The organism is Enterococcus sp. ZJ1622, from assembly GCF_011038845.1.
Taxonomy (GTDB): Bacteria; Bacillota; Bacilli; order Lactobacillales; family Enterococcaceae; genus Enterococcus_B.
Window position 1 is genome coordinate 86,477 of record NZ_JAAKDW010000010.1, and the last position, 19,813, is coordinate 106,289.

A 19,813-nucleotide genomic window follows, 5' to 3' on the forward strand; every position below is an offset into this window, starting at 1 on the left:
CACATCCTTTTCTTTTTTATAAAATACCGATTCCGGCTAATACGATCAAAATACCTGTCAACCACAGCAATGCTTGGGTCACCTTCAGACCCTTTTTCGTATAGAACCAGTAAACACCCATGACAACTGCAAGAGGCAAGAGCCCCGGAACGATCTGGTCCAAGATTTCCTGGATCACAAATTCTCTACCTGAGATCGCGAATTTCAACGTGGATTCTACCTTCACATAATTTCCTGCCAAGACCCCCATCATGAAAAGCCCGAGTACAGATAACGTTTCAATCGCCGACTGTACACCTGTACTTTGCATCAGTCCAGTCGCATTTCTTCCCATCGTAAATGCCTGACGAGCAAAAAACACACCTAGTACTGCTTGGTAAAGCGCAAAGCAGATGAATGGAAAAATCGCACCAAGCGCGCTTCCTTGTTGTGCCCATGGAACTGCGATAGCAATGAAAATATATTGGACAGTCCCTGAGTCAATCGCATCACCGATCCCGGCTAAAGCGCCCATCAGCCCAGCTTTTGTGTTGTACATCAGATCATCTTGCATCAAGATTTCTTTTTTCTCATATTCTTCTTCTGCACGTTGCTGTTCCATCGATGACATCAACCCGGTGATCACGCCACCGCCCCAGCTTAATTGTGTATTGAAGAATAGCAGCTGCCGTTTGTAAGCTGCTTTCAGTTCGTCCTCTTCTTTGTATAGCTTTTTCAAAATAGGCATCATGGCATACAAGAGCGATGGTGCCAGATATCGTTCGAATGAATGCGGGATCTCGTTGGCAAAATGCCATCTCAAGTACGCCTTCGTGACATCTTTTTTTGTGATCTCTTCGGGTGATCGATCGCTGTTCTTTACTGCTTCAGTCATTTCTTCCCCTCCTAAAATTAAAAGCCATCATCATAATCGTCATCATCTTCCATCGAAGCATTGCCAGCCGAATTCACGCTTGCCGTCTGCACCTGTTTTCCTTTTTGGGACTGAACAAAGATCAGTGCAAAGATGACACCGAAAACAGCATACGTAACCATCGTGATTTCCAACGATTTGAATACCACACTCATAAAGTACGCAAGGAAGAAGAAAACCATGTAATCTTTTCGCCCGATGACATACACCGTTGTTGCAATCCCGATTGCCGCAAGTCCCCCTCCTACTACTTCTAAAATGTGGATGACCACCGTGCCTTCAAGTGCCGTGATGACATCTGCGATCAAAGGTGCGCCTAGATATAAGGCTACGAATACTAACGGAACGAATAAAATGAACGAAGCGATCGTCGGATAAAGGATGATCGACCGGGAAATCCCTTTCGAATCCAGATCCTCTACCGCTTTGTCCGTGTATTTCCCTAAAAACGTATTGATGAAAAAGCGGAACTGATATAAATAACTGCCTAATAATCCTACTGGTACAGCTACTGCGATCGCTGCTTCTGGATTTAAATCTCCCATCAGTGCGACTGGTACAGCAATAGCTGCGGCAATGGAAGGCTCTGCCGGCATCGAACCACCGGGAGAAAAGACCCCCATATAAATCATCTGCAAGGCCGCTGTCACGATCATCGCCTGCGAGACATTTCCCATGACCAGTCCTACCACCAAACCAGTCATCAAAGGTGAAAAACGCAGGGTCAGCGTTGCCCCGCCTCCAAGCCAGCGAGACATGATTGCAGCTACCCATAAAGCAATCAGTAAACTTTGTACGACACTTAATGTTTCCATAAGTCCTCCCTCTTAACCTTTCTTCTACATCTCTGATCCATCGATCGAAGCTAATAATAAGTGCTTAGTCACCTTGATCAAATCAAGCGGACTTTTTTATAAATAAACTCAATCTGCTGAACCAGTAACTTTTCAATACACAATAAACGCTTATACAACACGTTTCGAGGATCTTTACTACAGCCGTTAGAAGTGGGTATACCCTTTTTCATTTTCCACTTCCTTATTTTTTGACTATCTCATGTCCCCCAAAGCCATTTCGAAGTGCTGAGACTACTTTTAATGAAAAACTGTCCTCTTCTTGAGATAAATTCCTCATGAACAAACTCAAAGCAATGACAGGCACTGCTGTTCCTTGTTCCAATGCTGTTTCGACAGTCCACTGCGCTTCTCCGGAAGAAGCAGCGACCCCTTTGTATTCTTCAAGATTCGGCTGCTGTTTGAATTGTTCTTCCATGATCTCCATCAGCCAGCTCCGAATAACAGACCCGTTGTTCCACACACGGGCTACTTTTTCCAGATCGAATGAATAATCACTTTCCTGGATCAATTGGAAACCTTCTCCGATTGCTTGCATCATCCCATATTCGATCCCGTTATGGACCATTTTCAAATAGTGCCCGCTTCCAGAAGCTCCTGCATAAAGATACCCATTCTCAGCAGAAGTATCTTTGAACAACTGTTCAACCGATTCGAAAATCTCTTGTTTTCCTCCTATCATCAGACAAGCTTGACTACGCGCCCCGGATATCCCGCCAGACGTCCCACAATCCAAGTAACCGATTTCATTTTCTTGAAAAACTGCAGCACGGCGGATCGAATCTTTGTAATGCGAATTCCCCCCTTCTATCACGATATCTCCTGCTTCTAATAACGGTCGTAATTCCCCCAGCATCATTTCTGTGATTTCTCCAGCTGGTAGCATCAACCAGATGATTCTTGTCCCCTCAAAAGAATCGATCAAGTCAGGCAGCTTATGGAACGAAGAGATTCCATTTGAAACGGCCTGATCGACCACTGAAGGATTGACATCCATCCCTTTTACCTGATAATGGTGTTCCTTCAAATTCAATGCCAGATTCATTCCCATTTTCCCAAGACCAATGATTCCAACCTCCATGATAGCGCCTCCATTTCTTTATACCCTCATTATACAAAAAAATATTTTTTTGTAAATAGATTTAACAAAAATATTTTTTATTTGTATTTTTTCTCATTCCAATGTATCTTGGACTTTATTGGAAGTAAAAAAAATAGTAGACTCAAGAAGTAAAGGAGGTCTTTGCATGACTGTCTCTATTCGATTAAAAATCAAAACAATGTATGACGATCTTAGCCCAAAAGAGCAAACGATCGCCGATTATATTCTGGAAAATCCTGGCAAAGTCAGCCACAGCCCTATCAGTAATCTGTCAAAAGAGTTAGGAATAGCCGATTCGACTTTTTTTCAATTCACGAAAAAATTAGGTTATAACGGATTCAAAGATTTCAAAATGGCGATGCTTATCCAAGAAAACGACTTTTCTGCGATTGCCATCCATGAGAATGTCGAAAAAAACGATACCGAGTTGATCATGGCTCAAAAAGTGTTCGAATCAAATATCTCAACGCTCCACGATACGAAAAAACTACTGCAGCAAGATGATTTGAAAAAAGCTGCTTCCGTGATCAATCACTCCGAACGGCTTTATTTTTTTGGTGTAGGAGGTTCCGAAATCGTCGCTACTGATGCGTACCATAAATTTCTCCGCTCTCCTATCGCTGTTTTCCACAGCTCGGATTATCATATCCAACTGATGGAAGCTGCTTTACTGACTAAGAAAGACTGTGCTATTTTGATTTCTCACACAGGAAGATCGAAAGAAACGATCCATATCGCTGAAACAATCAAAAAAGTTGGCGCTACAATCATAGTGATCACTAGCCAATCCAGTTCTCCGCTTGCCAAGCTTGGCGATATCGTTTTTTTGTCTATCTCAGAAGAAACAGAATTCCGTTCAGAAGCCCTGGCTTCACGTATTTCTCAGTTAAGCATCCTAGATTCACTCTATGTCATTTTGATGTTTTACAATGAGAAGGAATCACGTCGTTCGATCTCAAAAGTTCGAAAAACGATAGCAGAAATCAAAGAATAATCATCCAGTAGTCGATGCATAAAAACATACCAAAAAAGACCTTTCCTATTTTTAGGAACAGGTCTTTTTTGGTGCCCTTTCCAGACAATGGTCAGTCGGTTATCCTGACTTGGCTATGGAAATGTCATCGTATCGCCGGACGTACTTTTGGAGAAGGTTGTGTCAGCAAAATAATTTTAATTACTGATACGATGACAAATTTATTATAGATCAAAAAACAAAAAGATTTTTTTCTGTTTTTCTATTTTTGAATGCCAAAGAGAGAAAATAAAAAAAGGTGCTTTCAAATTTCATGAAGTCTACTTACTTCCATCTAGAACGTGGAGTGCTAAAAAAAATCGTCATCGTATCCTCAAATGAGATTGTGCATGTTCTGAACTACTAAGGATGGGATAAGTCAAGCTAGAATAGCGGATGGATACGATGACATGTTCAAATTACCATTTTTCTTCTTCGCTTTTTTTCTTATTTTTTATCTAAAACACTCAATTTTTACAAAAAAGTAAAAAATTTCTTTACTTATCGTCTACTCCCTACTTTTTTCTAGTTTTTCTTTGTAATTTTATTTCATAATTGCTATTATTTTAGTGTAATAAAAAAAAAGTTTAAGATACTGCGAATTTTGGGGGAATTCGTTTGGGGAGTATCTTAAACTTTTTTTGTTGCTTTTATTTTATTATATTTTGAAACATTGGTCTAGACATATGCTGTTTTGGACATCATTTTATTCTTGCCTGTCTTATAAAATAATCGATAAGCCTATTCTTTTTGTGTTATTGATCATTATATCGTATGATAATGAAAACGAATCAAGGAGGTCTTGAAATGAAAAAAATTCTTTTTGCAAGTCTTTTAAGTGTCATTTTATTGTTTTCCGCCTGCGGCTCTCCTTCTAAGCAGACTGCCGCAAGCCGTTCTACTACTGAAACATCCACAGCGGAATCATCATCGACTACTGTATCTGAAACAGCATCTAGTACGTCGACCCCAATGTCTAACGAGACAAGTACGTCTTTCACTGAATCTGCGGTCCAAAGTACACAAGAAGCTACCCAAACTACGCCACAAACGACGGTAGAGGCACCTAGCTCGTCATCCGAATCGTCTGCACCTGCGGAAAGTACCGCTGATACCTCTCAATTAGAGGCATCTTATTATCAATCCATCAAGGCTGCATGGCAAAATCAGGCTTACTATATCTCTACAATCGAAGACCCTAACGTGAAACAATCTGTTCAGTCGCCTAATAGCGCAGCGACCGCTGAAGCAACACGTCTTGAAACCGAACATCCGGAACACGAAGAGATCATCGAACGCGCCTTACAACAAGTATTGAATGGAGATTAAGCTAAAATCAGCTTAGGAATAGAAAAAAAGCGAACCAATGATTCATGTGTTACATTTATTTGAATTGTAAAATCGCCTTTCTCTTACCTACACTGTCAACTATATTCATTCCATGATTCTTTCGTTTTTCTATATTAGAAAAAATCATGAGCGTTATATATGCGTAGTTTTTCTTTTTGATATATAATTATTTTATAATATTAGAAAGGAGAATTCTCATGAAAACTTTAGATGCTATTGCGTTAACTCTACTTATTGTAGGAGGACTGAATTGGTTATTGGTAGGATTGTTCGAGTTTGATCTTGTAGCAACGATTGCTGGCGGACCAACTACAATCTTTGCGAAAGTCATTTACGTCATCGTTGGACTATGTGCTATTTATTGCTTAAAATTCTTTCCGCTTATTACACGTCGAGTAGAAGATAAATATTAGAAAGCTATAATTATTAGTTTTTCTTTAGAGGAGCTGTGACAAAAGTCTTGTTGCAGCTCCTCTTTTTCGAATAAACAGTGTTCCAACGACTCTCTACCTACTTTGTAATTTATCAAAAAAAATCCCTCTATCACTACGTCCCTATGGTATACTTATTTTAAAAGAACAACTTGGACATTCAAATTTGAAGTTTTGCTATGAACGAATAGCGTGATTACGAAATTTTGCTGGAAAATTTTTTCTGCGAGGTTTTAGAGCTATGTTGATTTGAATGCTTCCAAGCTATACACTATTGTCATGGCAATAAACTCTTCTCTTCCATCATCATTTGAAGAGCTCAAACTTTAGTTCATACCAATTGAAAATTCGATAGGAGAAAACGTGATGTCTTCAAAGCAGATTATTGGAGAATCAAACGGCAAAACAGATATTCTGGTGAATACCTATACAAATATTTGGACTATTCTGGTCATCTTGGGTATTTCAATCATGATCGTATCAATTAGTATCTATTTGTCCAAAAAGAAAAAGTAGCTTGAGCTCCTTGAATCTACACACAGAAAAAGAACACATGATTGCTGTCCACGTATAGTAGTGAGACTGGGTCATGTGCTCTTTTTTCTTCTGTAAGTAAATAGATTATTTCTGTTTTTGCTTGTTTCTCGTGAATATCAGTCCCAATATGGCTAATATGCCTACAAGCGAGAGTAATTGGGATGTCCTTTTGTTCTCACTTGTTTCAGGTAACTGTTCCTGTCTTTTCTCCTGTACTGGCTTAGTATCTTGACCGTTGCGAGTCCTGTTTTTTACATTTCTCCATTCTGTCTTTTTTTCTTCGATGTTGTTATTTATTTTGTCTTGAACGCTACCCCCGTCGTCCTTGTTTGTCTCCTTATCCGCGTTTTGGCTAGTTCCTTCTTTCTTCTCCCCGTTATCTGTTTTTTTCGATACATAGATATAGATGATTACTTGTTTTTGTTCGGTAAAATCCCCCACAGTTTTACCTTTTATTTCTTTCAGTACATAGCCATCGATTTTTCGTTCTTCTGTTCGATATTCATCCCCTACTCGCCCCACGAGTACTACATCATCTGCTAGTTTCCGATTTTGTTCATCTTGGTACTGTACGATTACTTTGGCTTCTGCTACTGTCTTTTCTGTTTCTTTCGTATAGACATAACTAACGGTTTGTGGTGTTTCATCCAAGAGACCGATTGCATTTTTCGGTAACTGAGTTTCATCTAATGTATATCCGTCAATCGTCAGTTTATAGTCCTCAGTAGTTGCATCATAGCTTTCCCCGATATTGCCCTCGATAATTTTTGGTGGTCTTAGTTCTTGTCCTTCTTGATCGAGATATTCCACTGTTACCTCTCCTGCTTTTTGCAGATGAGCAATTTGGAATTGATGTAAATACGTTCCACTAGAAATTGCATAAAAGGAATAGCCCGCTGGTTTATTGTAGCTTTCCATAGGATTATTCAGCCTTGCGTTATACTCGATCGTCTGAATCGCTTCGAAATTTTCTGGTGTGATCCCTGAAACTGTTATTCCTTGTTCTGTTATCATTAATCGATCACCTGTTATCTGTGTACCGTTGATGTCCAAATAAGTTTGGCTTGGACTGTTTGAAGTAGTAAAAGGCGGCATATAGCCATCAAAATTCACTAATCGGTTCGGCATGATAGAAAACGGTAAATAGATCGTCTGTTGCTCTGCATCATAATTCAATTTGGACTCATGAAGCGTTGTCGGTGGATCATTCCTTCCTGTGTTCTGGCCAAAAGCTGCTAAATTTCTCAATGCCGGAAAATGATCAATAACTGTAAAATCTGTGACCCCGCAAAATTGTATCCTTAATTCTTCTAGCTTAGGCAAGACAGCTAGTGGACTGATGGTTGTGATATTGAAATTCGATTCAAAGGACAATGATTCTAACTGCTGTAAGTGTACGATTTTGTCATAAACTTTATCTGTCACATTGGCGGATGAAAGATTCAGTCTTGTAATGTTTGTCCCGAATAAAGGCAGATTTTCATCCGTTACGTTTGCTCCCATCAAATACACATATGTCAGTTTAGGTAACGTTACCAAAACAGAAAAATCTGTGACTTGATTGGTTCCCCTCATATAGAAGGAACTCAGATTCACTGCATATTCCAAGCCTGAAAGATCTGTCAAATCTGCCTCAGTCTCATAGATGTAAAGTGTGGTCAGATCACTCATTTTTTCTTTCGTCAATGCTGCGATCTCCGTATTCAAAGACGCAGCAACAGCTTTCTGCAATACAGGATCTGGTAGCCAGCTTGACAGCTCTTCAGAAGAAGCTGTATGTTGTTCATTTGTCAAATAGCTGTTCTCGGATTCAGCTATTTCGCTTACTTGGCTTTCTTCTATCGTCTTTGCTGTGATTGCTGTTTCTTGTGTTCCCTTTTCATTCTCCCCTTCATTTAAGGACATCGAAGGGTCATTACATTCATTTGTCTGTTCTTGTGCTGTCACTGTTATCGTCGAGAGCAGCAGTACGGAAGTTATAAGAACAGTGAAACGAATGGATCGATAGATAGTACGCATAAATTCTCCTTTATATTGTATTTTTTCACTAAACTGGATATTCATTATGCTGATTTGAACGAAGCGATGTATTGTTTTGGGTATGGCATTTTAGCTTTATTGTACGTAACCTTCATAAAAATCTTTGTACTTACCCGCGATCGCAAACATCCCCAAGCTTTCAAAATTATCGATTGCCCGTTCTATTTTTCTTTCTCCCTCAGTTTTGCAGCCTTTGAACGATTCAATGATTCCAGTAAAGTATAAACAAATATTTCTGGTGTACATATCATTGATTTCTAAAAGTTCAGACAATTCATTCAAATAGTTCTCCGCATTTTTTATATCATGCGATCGGATACAAATGAACAAGACATTTACAAGTATTTTATTGTAAAGAGAATTGTATCCTTCAGAAACGTTATATAATTTTCTTGTTTTCAGCATCTGATCAACGATGATAGTGATCGATTCCAATGAGAGCTGGTCCATCAAGGTGATAAACACATTGGTTTCGAAATTCGTCCATTCTTCGACTTGCATCAATTGCTGGATCAGTCTGCCTGCATGTTTCTCAAACTGTTCGCTCCCTTTTAGCCGAGAGATAAACAAATCGTTCATTCGTTTGAGAAAAACGATGACAGCAGAAGTCTCTTGCTGATCCAATTCTCTTTTTGCCGCTTGTAGTATAACTAAATCCTTATGATGAAAAGCATCAGTCAACTCCTTCCATTTTTGTTCACGCCAGTCTTTTTTATAGCCTCGGTGAATGAACATAAACTCATCAAAACCGATATGCAGCGCTTCTAGTAATTTGATAAAAATATCGATACTAGGCTGACTTAAATTTCTTTCGATCCGACTGTAATAACTGATCGTGATGGTCTCTTTACAAACATCTTTTTGTTTCAACCCTTTGGACACGCGGATCTTTCTCAACGTATCTCCGTATATAACAATCGCCTCCCACTATTTTTCTCCTTTAAAATTAATGATTGTTTAATTTATCATAACATTAACTATTTAAATTTTAATAGAAATAGTACAATAAGTCATTTGCAGAATTTTCTAAATAAAAAACGGCATCATTTGATCCAAGAGATTATTACCGAAAATTGAGACTGCAAATTATTCGTATTTGAAGCAGACAAATAATATTCTTGTTATGTGGGGGAGAAACATAAGGAGATGGTCATTTGTTAACTGTTAGTAAAGCTATATTTTGGTTCCCCTGTGTTTGTATGTTTGCCGTTTTTTGTTATTGTAAAAAGGGATGTAAGTGGTGCTGGAGAGATGCTCTTTTGTTCCTCCCTTGGCTTCCTTTCCTCTATTTTTTAGGAAAAATTTGGGACGAAGTAGATTCTGATCCATTGTTTTTTCTCTATTACGTCTCAGGACTTCTTTTATCTTTAGTATCATATGGACTTATACTTATTTTTTTGAATAAGAAATAGCTTCATGATCAAGATGAACATTATACTTGCATTTTTTCTAAAATAGCGTTATTACGTAATTAGGGATAACAAATAATAATTCTATTGAAAGGATGATGTATGATGGCAAATGTACCAAGTATTCGTGACATGTTCCCTGATTTCAATGATGTGTTTAGTCCGGCGTTCAATGATTTTCTGGGTGTCTCCAATTATCCGAAGGTAGATTTAGTTGAGAAGGATGAAGGATACAAGTTAACTGCTGATATGCCTGGTTGTGATAAAGAAGATACGACCGTCGAATATTCAGACAATACTTTGACGATTTCTGCGAACCACGAATCCCATACAGAAGAAGAAAAAGAAGATGGACGCTATGTACGCAAAGAACGAAATATGGTTTCTTACAAGCGTTCGTTTTATCTGCCTGATGTCGATGAGGACAAGATAACAGGCACATTCAAAAACGGTGTGTTGAAGCTAGAATTGCCTAAGACAGAACACCATAAAAAAGAAACGAAGAAAATCGAATTAAACTAGTGAGAAACCCGCCTCTCATTAAATGAGAGGTGGGTCGTTTTTTCTGTCTTATCATAATTTTTGCATGCTTCGGGTTAAATGTGTATGATAAATAAATAACAGTATAAGGAGTGGAGAAATGAAAAAAATCGTTTTTATCAGTTTATTCGGCTCATTGGTTCTATTTACTGCCTGTGGAAAATCGGATCCAAAAAGTACAACGTCAGACACTCACTCAACTAACATTACGACCAGTACCACTACTATTCACGAAGAACAATCATCAAGTACCCAAAGCACACAAGTCCAAGCGTCCCTTTCAACTGAACCAGTCCAAATGAGCTCAGAGACGATTCCCTCATCGAGTCCAGCAGAATCCTCTGGTACTTCTTCCGTCTCTACGCAAGATCAGATGCTTCAGTATTTGATCGATCACACTCCTGAGTTGCAGAATGAGGATATCATGGTCAGTTTTTACGAAATGGTCGGACCAGATTATCTGTTTTCAGCTACAAGCCAATCCATTAAAAATCAAGGCGGCTCAGGCTCAGTAGGCTTCTATCGAGTTTCTCCGGAAGGAACGATCACCCTCACTGATGCTTATGGAAATCCTTTTTGAAATCTAAAAAAGAGCGGTGAGGTAAGTCAATTTGTTTCGATCCTATCCATAAAAAGAAGTTCACGAAAAACGACGCTGTTTTTCGTGAACTTCTTTTTATCTGCCCAACTTGTTGGGGGTTGGATTGATGTACCGCTATTTCTTCCTTTTAGTCATTTCTTAAGGATCATGATTTCGATTGTTGATTGTTCAAATACTGCTTCAGACGATCGATCTCGTCATGATTAACGGTATGCTCGCCATCCAATAAAAGAAAATGGACATGGGGAAAGGCTTGTTCTAATTGTTGTGATAATGCCAACACTTCACCTGGCAAACTTATCCTGTCTTGAGCCCCGCTTGTTACAATGATATCAGCGGAGACATCTGTTGCTTCGAATTGATAGACGAAATTACTTGGATGAAGTAAAATAACCGTATCAGCAAGTTGTGGTCTTTTTTCTAGTAATCCCAAGATGAAATTAGCACCATTAGAATAACCGATAAAAATGATCTTGCTTTTTTTCTCTATGTCGTTCCATTCATTTTCGAGAAAATCAGCTACTCGTCGCTCGAAGTCGTTACGATCTAGCTTCCCTTCGACTAAAGGTGCAAAGAAACGGCGTTCTTCCCCGCTTCCATATGTACCTAAATAACTAAGGACACTAGCATCTGGATAAAGCGCTGCGATCGTTGACAGCAATTGGTATTCGTTGCCACCAGTTCCATGAAAAGCCACGACTAATTGATCTTCTTGGCCTTGTTGAAAAAATTTTTCCATAATGACCTCCTATAAAGAAAGGATTTTTTATATGACTGCACGTATCCATCATATCTCGATTTTAAATCGTTTTATTCAACCTACGTTCGATTTTTATCATAATACACTTGGCTTAAAATTACTAATGAAAACGATCAATCAAGACGATCATACCATGTATCATCTCTTTTTTTCCGATGACCAACAACGGATCGGTACCGAACTGACTTTTTTCGAAGTACGAGAAGGTGAAGATCATAAATTCGGTACTAATAATATCGAACGGACTGTATTGAAAGTTCCTTCCGAAGCGTCACTAAGATTTTGGCAGGAACGTTTAGAATCAGCTGGTGTCTGCCATTATGGGATCGAAACCTTTAATGGTCGTCCGATGCTACGCTTTGAGGCGCCTGATGACACACAAATGGCGTTGACACCATTGCGAGAATCTGAAAGCTTTAGTGACTATTATCCATTCAAACACACAGATATCCCAACGGAACACGCAATTTTAGGAATCGACGCCATCCAATTACGGGTCCAATACCCCGCAGCAACTGAAAAAGAATTGACAGAATTATTAGGTTGGACACGAAAAAACGAAACAAGCTTCTTCGATACAAAAAAACAAGTGACTGTTTTAGAGAACCAAGATACTAAATTCTATCAAGAAGTCCATTTGATTCATGATGTACACAGCCCACTTGCAGAACTTGGTATTGGCGGAGTCCATCATGTCGCTTTTGGTGTGAGAGATGAAGCAAGACTTCATGAACTAGACGAATTGTTGAATCAGCGGAACTTTACAAATTCTGGTGTCAAAAACCGTGAATTTTTCCAATCCTTATACTTCCGTGAACCAAATCGAATGCTATTTGAGATTGCTACGGAGGAAGGGACATTAGATCCTTCAGCGTACGCTAATCAAGAGGATTCATTCGACGAGATTCCTTTATACTTGCCGCATTTTTTAGAGGGTGAACGAGAAGAATTCGAACAGATCCTAGCTAGTCAACAGCATACAAAATAAAAAATCAAAAAGCGCGAGATTTCGCGCTTTTCATTTTATATGTAATCTATTAAAACAAAGTGGTTAAACAAATAATGTTTTGGAATAGCAATTTTTATAATCCGCAAAGTTTACATAATTAAATTATAGTTATATTTTTGATCTTCCCTCCGCATTCTCTGATATCTTCTAACATTTCGTATAACAAAAGTGTTAGCTTTTTCGATTGTGATTCCTTATTCAATCCAATAATATGACTATAAATACGTTTGTTCATTTAATTAGGAGGGGAAAATTTGAATACTGATAGTTTAAAAAAAGGATTGTCTACGTTTGACCTAAAAATCATAGGGATCATATTGATGTTTATCGATCACATTCACCAAATGTTTTATCTATTCGGAGCCCCCGGATGGCTAGATTGGTTTGGAAGACCAGTTGCTACTTTGTTCTTTTTTATAAGCGTTGTGGGGTTTTCACATACTCATGACAAAAAGAAATATATGCTACGTCTTTATCTCTCAATGGTTCTCATGGCTTTCTTCACTTATTTTCTTGGTAATATCGTTCATTATGATGAAGTGGTATTGATGAATAATATTTTTAGAGATTTGTTTATTGGTACGGTCATGATGTATGCCCTCGATCTTTTCACTGATGGAAAAAATACTGGAAGTTGGAAAAAGATCGTCACAAGTATCTTTCTGTTTCTCTTGCCAATCTTGTTCTCATTGATTATCCCGTGGATGTTTTCCAGTCAATTAATCGGGCAAAATAGAATTATTTTTATGCTGATTACGTCATTTTTACCTGCACTGCTTTTGGCAGAAAATAATTTTATGGTTCTTTTGATTCCTTTGCTTTATTTAGCAAGAAATCACCGGAACATTCAATGTATTATCATCTCGATCGTTGCCGGCATATATTTCTTCTTGGGTACGACCCAGTGGATAATGATCTTTTCAATCATCCCGATATTGTTATATAACGGCCAAAAAGGAAGAGGAATGAAATATTTCTTCTATATCTTTTATCCGGCACATATTGCCCTATTATATTTGCTATCCGCCTTTTTATATAAACAGTAGGCTAACAAAGCACAAAAAATCTCTCATGAAGTACATTGGTAAAATGTTTCATGAGAGGTTTTGTTCTTTTTTCAACGTATCGCTTTCCTCTTTCCACTACTACTACAATCTGAACGAGTCCATTTTTCGAAGTTTATAAATTTTTCCGAAAAAAATAGTGTACAGACTAAATTGCCTATACACTGGGGGTCAGTAATATTTATTCAATTAGTGGCACCAAATCCCATTCATTAAGAACGTTTATATTTTTTATTATTTAAAACAACTATTTTAAATCATTCATTTCCTTCCAGTTTTAATACTTTATCATAAAGTAGTTGTTCTTCTTGTGAGACTTTATGAGCTACCTCAATCAACGTATTAGGACTATTGATAAAAGTGTTTCTAATATGTGCTGCTGTGATATTATCTAAAGAAGAAGTTGCTTCATCCGCCAATATAATCGGTCTATTGTACAAAAAAGCTCTTGCTATTTCTATACGCTGTAGTTCTCCTCCTGAAAGATTCTGCCCATTTTCAGCTATTATGTAGTCTAATCCCTTTTCCGAGATCAATTGCTTCATCCCTGCATGATCAAGTGCAGTAAAAATGCTCTCTTCAGAAAATGAACGATCAAGAGTTACATTAAAACGAACCGTATCATTAAACACAAATGGTGTTTGCAAAATCAATGAGAATTGCTCACTTAATTGAGAAACAGCATAATTTGAAGTTGAAATTCCATTATACAAATATTCCCCTTCTAATATCGGAACATTCCCTTGTAAGACACCAAGAAGCGTTGACTTTCCAAATCCCGAAGGTGCCATTATTAGCATTTTTTCTCCAGCGTTAATGGTTAGATTAAGCCGACTAATCACTCTTTTATTGCCTAATTGAATAGTTACATCGCGTAGTTCTAATTTAGAAAATGGAGATATAGATATTGATGCTCTTTTAGAATCACTCCGTTCTAATAAACGATTTGTTTTACTGTCTTTTAAAACTCGATCAACCCGTTTTTGAATGTCTCGCGTAGTTTGTAATTGATTTCGCATCTCAAGTACTGATAAGAGTGGTTTATTCAAATAATTTGACAATTGTACTACAGAAATAAATGCACCTAATGTTAGACTACTGTTTATAATTCGTAATATACCGATCCCAAACGGAAGTGTTAAGGCACATAGTGTAGCCAACACAGTCACGACCACGTTTGTATACCCCACTGTCTGATTCATATCTTTAAGAGCATTTTCTGATTCCCTTGCATAATGTGACACCCGTGCTGCCATTTCTTTTTCTACTTGATAAGTTCTTATTGTGCGTGTAGCTGTTAAAAAGTCTTTTAACCGTGAAAGAAATCTAGAGGTTTTTTCCGACCATTTTTCTGATTTTCCTCGGATCTGTTTCTTGGTCACATTCGAAATAATCAGCGGAATAAGCGATCCTAAAAAGAAAGCAGCAGTAGTCCAAATATCGTATTTCAGTGAAGAAAAAAGAGCAAATAGAAAGGTAATCGCACTTGTTAAAATTGAAAGCACAGCATTTAAGCCATTTGTTTCCAATAATTTCAGATCATTCATAATAAACGACAAATCACTTGAAACATCAATTTCATGTATATCTTTTTGGATTAAATGTTCAATTGCACGTTCTTTTATTTCTATATTGACAGACTTAATATAATTTGTTCGAGCACTTACATTAATCAGCATAACGATTCCAAATAGAGGTATACCAACAACAGCAAAAGTAACATTTTTCACAAAAAAATTCAGGTCTGCATTTGTAGCTGCAGTAATAAAATTTCCTATTATAAACGCTTGGAAAATATACTGTAAACTAGATAAACTTGTCGAGATCAGAAATACTGCTAAACGTAATTTTGAACCATATTTTAAGATAGTCATCATGTGCCTCTTTTCAATGTTTTTTATTATGAATAGAACGTGATAATTAATATTCATAAACAACGAACAGAGAAATAATTTTTAAAACACCAATGTTTCCAAGGTAGGTGAACTTATATTACTATGAATGTGTCCATCCTTTAAAACAATTGCTCTTGAAGATTGACTGGCTAATTCCAAATCATGAGTAACCATAACAATTGTCTTCCCTTTGCTTACTAATTCTTTCAATACTTCCATAATAAGGACACGTGAGTGAGTATCCAATGCACTAGTAGGCTCATCTAAAAATAATATATCTGGATCCGCTAATATTGTGCGACCAATTGCAACCTTTTGTTGTTCACCACCTGAAAGAGCGTCAATAGGCTGGTGTAAATCCGCTTTTAATTCCAATCGTTCCGCCAGAGAATAAACATTTTCCTTTTTTATTTTGTGACCATTTAAAGTTCCTGGAAGTACCATATTATCATAAGCGGACAATGAAGGAATCAGTTGAAAATCTTGAAAAATAAAGCCAATTTTTTTGCGGCGAAACTTTGCTAATTTCGCTGCACTCCATCCATAAGGTGATTTGCCATCGATTAACACCTCTCCATCTGTAGGAGGTAATAAGCTAGAAATACAATAAAGCAACGTCGTTTTCCCTGAACCAGAAGGTCCTACAATTGACACAAACTCTTGTTGCTCTACATCAAAAGAAATATCAGCAAGCACTTGTAAAAGATTTCCTTTAGCAAGCGCTATTTCTTTTTTTAATTCTGTTATTGAAATAACTATCTGTCTCATCAAAATTAACCTCCATAAAATTTAATAATACTAAACCTACTAACTGATAACGGAATATAAAAACTCAACTAGAATTTTTGTCAAAGCTTTAATGTCTCCTTGAGGCAATCCCCCATGACTAGCTTTTGGGTTAATCTCTAAATGTGAAGAGACCCCTAACGCTTGAAGTTTTTGTAGCCAAATTTTCACATCTTCATTTGAAATTTGCTTATCATTTTCTCCGCAAACCACAAATAAATTTGTCTTTGATCCTTTGGCTTTTTTCATATTTTGCATTGGTGAATACGAATGAATATATTTTCGTACTTTTAAATCAGTAGAAGGATCTCCCCATTCTGCTACTTCCATATGCGATAAATAATCACGTTTATATAGCATAGTATTATAAGGATCAACAAATGGCGAAGCTAGTAACATAGATTTAAACAAATTCGGTTCTTCATTCAGACTAGCTCCAGCAACTATTCCTCCAGCACTAGAAGAAATTAAAGACAATCTGTCAGAAGCCACTATTCCCTCGTCAATTAAATAGTGAGAACAGTCCAAAAAATCGTAAATTGAGTTCCACTTATTCAAAGTTCTCCCCATATGATGCCATTTCTCGCCTAAATATCCGCCCCCTCTAACATGAGCAATGCAATAAACAAAACCAATTTCTATCATCGCTATCATCATGGGATCAAGATTTCCTTTTTGTTCTCTCGAGCCATATGATCCGTAGACATAAATGATACCAGGCTGTTTTCTGGGTAATTGTTTCGAGTCTCCCTTCCAATATATTGTTAACGGTATTTTCATCCCATCAACAACAGATCTTACATAGAAAATTTTGCTATGAAACTTTTTTACGTTAAGATTGGGTATATTTTGGTTGCTTTTAACCAAAACTAATCTCTCGGAAAGGTTAGGATTGTAGGAATATAACATATTAGATACACAATCGTCTTCACAAAATAGGTATGTCAAGTTCTCATCATTAGTATTTTGACAAAGGTGAACTTCACCTTGTAACGGAATGCTGAAAGTATCATCGATAAAATCAACCTTAGTGTTTACTAAATTTTCAATGGATATTATTCCAGAATTCAATTTATTTTCATTAAAGTAACGAAGGAAAATATAGGTATGATTCGCTTCAACAGTAAGAACACTTATATTTTTTTTTGTAGGAATAATTTGATATTTTTTATCATTGCAATTATAGAGAATTAATTTGTGATTCACCGATTTCTCTTTCCTACATATAAATAATATGTAGTCTGTTGAATACTTTGTAAATCCTATAACATGAGCAATTTGCTCGCTTTTTTTGGGCCAAATAACTTGGATAGGATTTTTTCTTCAGATGAAAAAAGTAAGTATTCTACGTTATTTTTAAACAAAGATCGATTTGATAAAGATGTTTTAATTAGTTTTAATTGATGTGTACTCCTGCTTTCGCAATAGCAGACTTTCTCTTTCAATTGTTCGAAATTCTTTTCTAAAATTTTATTTGGTCGTCCGTCTTCGGTATGACCTATAAAAACAATACGGTCTGTGTGTAACTCAAACACAGGAAAATGATCAAGACTGGTTAGAACTGTAGTCATTACTTTTTCTGAATTCAACTCCATTACTTCAATTATATAATTACTACCAGAAATAGAAATCATCGTTCGAAATAAGTGCACTGGATCAAGAATTACTTTTAGTACCTGTTTATTAGGATATAAGCGAACATCGAAAAGTAGCTTAGATTTTTTTAAATAAATTCTTTCGGACTCTGTTATAATTAGCTCTTTATTTGCATCATTCAGTTGTACACTAATGCTTCCAGAGTGCGGTAATTTCCAATTTTCAAAGCTGTAAATGTAATCATTGATTTGGACCTTATGATTATAAACTTTTTTATAATCAAGTAAGCAAGATTGAATAGTCGATGCAAATTTTTTTTTATTGTAAATCATTGATATTCACCTACTTTCTTGCTTCCTTCAATCTAGACTAACCACTCTCTTATATTATTGATTTAATTAAAACAATCTGATTCTTTTGGTATATTAATAAATCTACTCGACATACTTTTTTAACGTATGGCGCTCAAACCAATAAATTGAAATAAAACATAAACCGAAGATTAGAAAAGCGCCTAACGATAATAGGATATTAACCGACCAATTCGCCTTAAAAATATTGCCTCCACCCAGATAGGTCACTCTTAGTAATGGAATCGCAAACAATATTGTTCCAATGAAGGTAATTATTATTGAGATGAATGAAACTGTACTGATTTCAATGATTCTCGTTTTAAAAATCCAATTTGGTGTACATCCAGTATAAAAATAATTTTTAGATTCAACTTTTGTCTTTATTCTAAAAAGGCAAATTGACACAATTACATTGGCCAAACTAATGAGTATTGGAGCCCCAAATACAAAAATAAGGTTGATGATTAAATCTGAAATATAAGAACTATCATTTGTACCATCAATCAGTAGTTTAGTGTTGAGAAATAAAGCAATAAAATTCCCAACTAGTAAGGTAATGATGCTGACTGGTCGAATTAATTTTATTAATTCTTCTATATTGAATTGCATATTGTAAAATGCAGTGCGAACCATCGGATTATTTTTCATTGTCGGGAGGCCAACAATTCTATTCACTATGCCTCGAAATATGGGACGAATTAAAAAATTCATAGCAATAAGTATAGAAAGCCACAGAAGGAGCAATAAATTCATCGAGTTACTCATACTTCGAGTATATTCTTTTATTAAAGTTGGATCAGAGACATTTTTGAAATATAAATAAAATGTCGCACCTACGCTTATGAATAGCGCAATTATTCCCAAAAATTTACCACTGCTCTTCGTTTTGTTAAATGCTCTATGAGAAGAAAGGCTTCCCTTTCTTTTCTTGTAATTTTTAAGACAATAGCGCATACATGTATATAGAATAATTGCTATTTGAATCAGTATCACTATAAAAACAACATTCCATGAGAATTGAAGTGGTAAATGTACAAGAGTTTCTTTGGCAGAACTCGAAGGTAATGTGGTTAAAAAAAGCTGTGAAGCTTTTAAGGAAAAACAGCTTCCAAAAATCGCTCCAATAATACCGATTAATAACATTTGACCAGTCATTACCAAACTAATTTGAGCAGGAGAAGCCCCTAAAAGAAGCAATATGTCATTTGTTTCATCAAAAAAATCTATACACTGTTTCATTGCATTGGTAGTCAATAAAAACAACACTACTATCCCTATAACAATTGGTAACTGCATAAAAACACCATAATCAACAGAACTGTTAAGATCAGCACTATTTAACCCATTTAATATCACGAGGGCAGTGCTAAATATTAATCCAGAAACAATAAAAATAGGTAATATTGATAGCCAAATCTTCCAGTGCTGTAAAAATTGCTTTTTAATTAACTTAAACATTTACCTGCAGCCTCCTCATCTAGTATTTCTAATTTTAAGGTATCATAAGAAAACTGCACTAACAATCAGACCTTAGTCTTATCATTAGAATTAATACTCTTGA

At 36.5% G+C, this 19,813-nt stretch carries 19 protein-coding genes; 8 read left to right on the top strand and 11 right to left on the bottom strand.

Annotation, left to right across the window (positions count from 1 at the left end; translation table 11 throughout):
* Positions 1–16: 16 nt before the first annotated feature.
* From G7Y42_RS10800 to gnd, 3 genes are all read right to left on the bottom strand, one after another.
* Positions 17–874 carry a PTS system mannose/fructose/sorbose family transporter subunit IID gene (locus G7Y42_RS10800; protein WP_165006017.1) on the bottom strand — a complete coding sequence of 286 codons (858 nt, stop codon included), beginning with the start codon at positions 872–874 and terminating at the stop codon, positions 17–19.
* A gap of 17 nt (positions 875–891) precedes the next feature.
* Positions 892–1,728 (bottom strand): PTS sugar transporter subunit IIC, encoded by an 837-nt coding sequence (locus G7Y42_RS10805; RefSeq protein WP_165006018.1) that lies wholly within the window; start codon positions 1,726–1,728, stop codon positions 892–894.
* 223 nt (positions 1,729–1,951) lie between these two features.
* Complete coding sequence (gnd, locus tag G7Y42_RS10810) at positions 1,952–2,848, bottom strand: phosphogluconate dehydrogenase (NAD(+)-dependent, decarboxylating) (RefSeq protein ID WP_165006019.1); 897 nt, start codon at positions 2,846–2,848, stop codon at positions 1,952–1,954.
* Positions 2,849–3,014: 166 nt separating this feature from the next.
* On the opposite strand from gnd, the gene G7Y42_RS10815 reads away from it, so the two are divergent.
* The 4 genes from G7Y42_RS10815 (at position 3,015) to G7Y42_RS10830 (ending at position 6,178) form a co-directional block, all read left to right on the top strand.
* Positions 3,015–3,863 carry a MurR/RpiR family transcriptional regulator gene (locus tag G7Y42_RS10815; protein WP_165006020.1) on the top strand — a complete coding sequence of 283 codons (849 nt, stop codon included), beginning with the start codon at positions 3,015–3,017 and terminating at the stop codon, positions 3,861–3,863.
* Between the two features lie 825 nt (positions 3,864–4,688).
* Positions 4,689–5,210 carry a hypothetical protein gene (locus G7Y42_RS10820; protein WP_165006021.1) on the top strand — a complete coding sequence of 174 codons (522 nt, stop codon included), beginning with the start codon at positions 4,689–4,691 and terminating at the stop codon, positions 5,208–5,210.
* A 218-nt stretch (positions 5,211–5,428) separates the two neighbouring features.
* Complete coding sequence (locus G7Y42_RS10825; protein WP_165006022.1) at positions 5,429–5,644, top strand: DUF378 domain-containing protein; 216 nt, start codon at positions 5,429–5,431, stop codon at positions 5,642–5,644.
* 384 nt (positions 5,645–6,028) lie between these two features.
* Positions 6,029–6,178 carry an LPXTG cell wall anchor domain-containing protein gene (locus G7Y42_RS10830; protein WP_165006023.1) on the top strand — a complete coding sequence of 50 codons (150 nt, stop codon included), beginning with the start codon at positions 6,029–6,031 and terminating at the stop codon, positions 6,176–6,178.
* A gap of 105 nt (positions 6,179–6,283) precedes the next feature.
* Here G7Y42_RS10830 and G7Y42_RS10835 read toward each other — a convergent pair whose 3' ends face one another.
* A complete protein-coding gene (locus tag G7Y42_RS10835) occupies positions 6,284–8,218 on the bottom strand; it encodes a MucBP domain-containing protein (RefSeq protein WP_165006024.1) in 1,935 nt (644 codons plus the stop codon).
* A 96-nt stretch (positions 8,219–8,314) separates the two neighbouring features.
* Positions 8,315–9,136, bottom strand: a complete 822-nt coding sequence (locus G7Y42_RS10840; protein WP_165006025.1) for a helix-turn-helix domain-containing protein — start codon at positions 9,134–9,136, stop codon at positions 8,315–8,317.
* Positions 9,137–9,753: 617 nt separating this feature from the next.
* Here G7Y42_RS10840 and G7Y42_RS10845 point away from each other — a divergent pair.
* The gene (locus tag G7Y42_RS10845; RefSeq protein ID WP_165006026.1) at positions 9,754–10,170 is read left to right on the top strand and encodes an Hsp20/alpha crystallin family protein; all 417 of its coding nucleotides are present in this window, start codon (positions 9,754–9,756) and stop codon (positions 10,168–10,170) included.
* A 118-nt stretch (positions 10,171–10,288) separates the two neighbouring features.
* Complete coding sequence (locus G7Y42_RS10850) at positions 10,289–10,768, top strand: hypothetical protein (protein ID WP_165006027.1); 480 nt, start codon at positions 10,289–10,291, stop codon at positions 10,766–10,768.
* A gap of 166 nt (positions 10,769–10,934) precedes the next feature.
* Here the strand turns inward: G7Y42_RS10850 and G7Y42_RS10855 are convergent, their stop codons facing one another.
* Positions 10,935–11,528, bottom strand: a complete 594-nt coding sequence (locus G7Y42_RS10855; protein WP_165006028.1) for a phospholipase — start codon at positions 11,526–11,528, stop codon at positions 10,935–10,937.
* Positions 11,529–11,559: 31 nt separating this feature from the next.
* Here G7Y42_RS10855 and G7Y42_RS10860 point away from each other — a divergent pair, with 31 nt between their 5' ends.
* Both G7Y42_RS10860 and G7Y42_RS10865 read left to right on the top strand, forming a co-directional pair.
* Complete coding sequence (locus G7Y42_RS10860; RefSeq protein WP_165006029.1) at positions 11,560–12,537, top strand: VOC family protein; 978 nt, start codon at positions 11,560–11,562, stop codon at positions 12,535–12,537.
* Between the two features lie 275 nt (positions 12,538–12,812).
* A complete protein-coding gene (locus G7Y42_RS10865; protein WP_165006030.1) occupies positions 12,813–13,604 on the top strand; it encodes a TraX family protein in 792 nt (263 codons plus the stop codon).
* 275 nt (positions 13,605–13,879) lie between these two features.
* Here the strand turns inward: G7Y42_RS10865 and G7Y42_RS15015 are convergent, their stop codons facing one another.
* The 5 genes from G7Y42_RS15015 to G7Y42_RS10895 form a co-directional block, all read right to left on the bottom strand.
* Complete coding sequence (locus G7Y42_RS15015) at positions 13,880–15,496, bottom strand: ABC transporter ATP-binding protein (protein WP_241161950.1); 1,617 nt, start codon at positions 15,494–15,496, stop codon at positions 13,880–13,882.
* Positions 15,497–15,577: 81 nt separating this feature from the next.
* Positions 15,578–16,285 (bottom strand): ABC transporter ATP-binding protein, encoded by a 708-nt coding sequence (locus G7Y42_RS10880; protein ID WP_165006032.1) that lies wholly within the window; start codon positions 16,283–16,285, stop codon positions 15,578–15,580.
* 39 nt (positions 16,286–16,324) lie between these two features.
* Positions 16,325–17,509, bottom strand: a complete 1,185-nt coding sequence (locus tag G7Y42_RS10885) for a prolyl oligopeptidase family serine peptidase (RefSeq protein ID WP_165006033.1) — start codon at positions 17,507–17,509, stop codon at positions 16,325–16,327.
* 56 nt (positions 17,510–17,565) lie between these two features.
* Positions 17,566–18,231 carry a hypothetical protein gene (locus G7Y42_RS10890; RefSeq protein ID WP_165006034.1) on the bottom strand — a complete coding sequence of 222 codons (666 nt, stop codon included), beginning with the start codon at positions 18,229–18,231 and terminating at the stop codon, positions 17,566–17,568.
* Between the two features lie 102 nt (positions 18,232–18,333).
* Entirely contained in the window at positions 18,334–19,710 is a 1,377-nt protein-coding gene (locus tag G7Y42_RS10895) for an FtsX-like permease family protein (RefSeq protein WP_165006035.1), read from the bottom strand.
* Positions 19,711–19,813 lie beyond the last annotated feature (103 nt).

Bases quoted from the DNA above. Each gene is read 5' to 3' on its own strand.
- G7Y42_RS10890 (WP_165006034.1), bottom strand. From the start codon at position 18,231: ATGATTTACAATAAAAAAAAATTTGCATCGACTATTCAATCTTGCTTA.
- G7Y42_RS10830 (WP_165006023.1), top strand. From the start codon at position 6,029: ATGTCTTCAAAGCAGATTATTGGAGAATCAAACGGCAAAACAGATATT.
- G7Y42_RS10815 (WP_165006020.1), top strand. From the start codon at position 3,015: ATGACTGTCTCTATTCGATTAAAAATCAAAACAATGTATGACGATCTT.
- G7Y42_RS10800 (WP_165006017.1), bottom strand. From the start codon at position 874: ATGACTGAAGCAGTAAAGAACAGCGATCGATCACCCGAAGAGATCACA.
- G7Y42_RS15015 (WP_241161950.1), bottom strand. From the start codon at position 15,496: ATGACTATCTTAAAATATGGTTCAAAATTACGTTTAGCAGTATTTCTG.
- G7Y42_RS10860 (WP_165006029.1), top strand. From the start codon at position 11,560: ATGACTGCACGTATCCATCATATCTCGATTTTAAATCGTTTTATTCAA.
- G7Y42_RS10845 (WP_165006026.1), top strand. From the start codon at position 9,754: ATGGCAAATGTACCAAGTATTCGTGACATGTTCCCTGATTTCAATGAT.
- G7Y42_RS10820 (WP_165006021.1), top strand. From the start codon at position 4,689: ATGAAAAAAATTCTTTTTGCAAGTCTTTTAAGTGTCATTTTATTGTTT.
- G7Y42_RS10855 (WP_165006028.1), bottom strand. From the start codon at position 11,528: ATGGAAAAATTTTTTCAACAAGGCCAAGAAGATCAATTAGTCGTGGCT.
- G7Y42_RS10805 (WP_165006018.1), bottom strand. From the start codon at position 1,728: ATGGAAACATTAAGTGTCGTACAAAGTTTACTGATTGCTTTATGGGTA.
- gnd (WP_165006019.1), bottom strand. From the start codon at position 2,848: ATGGAGGTTGGAATCATTGGTCTTGGGAAAATGGGAATGAATCTGGCA.
- G7Y42_RS10825 (WP_165006022.1), top strand. From the start codon at position 5,429: ATGAAAACTTTAGATGCTATTGCGTTAACTCTACTTATTGTAGGAGGA.
- G7Y42_RS10835 (WP_165006024.1), bottom strand. From the start codon at position 8,218: ATGCGTACTATCTATCGATCCATTCGTTTCACTGTTCTTATAACTTCC.
- G7Y42_RS10880 (WP_165006032.1), bottom strand. From the start codon at position 16,285: ATGAGACAGATAGTTATTTCAATAACAGAATTAAAAAAAGAAATAGCG.
- G7Y42_RS10850 (WP_165006027.1), top strand. From the start codon at position 10,289: ATGAAAAAAATCGTTTTTATCAGTTTATTCGGCTCATTGGTTCTATTT.
- G7Y42_RS10895 (WP_165006035.1), bottom strand. From the start codon at position 19,710: ATGTTTAAGTTAATTAAAAAGCAATTTTTACAGCACTGGAAGATTTGG.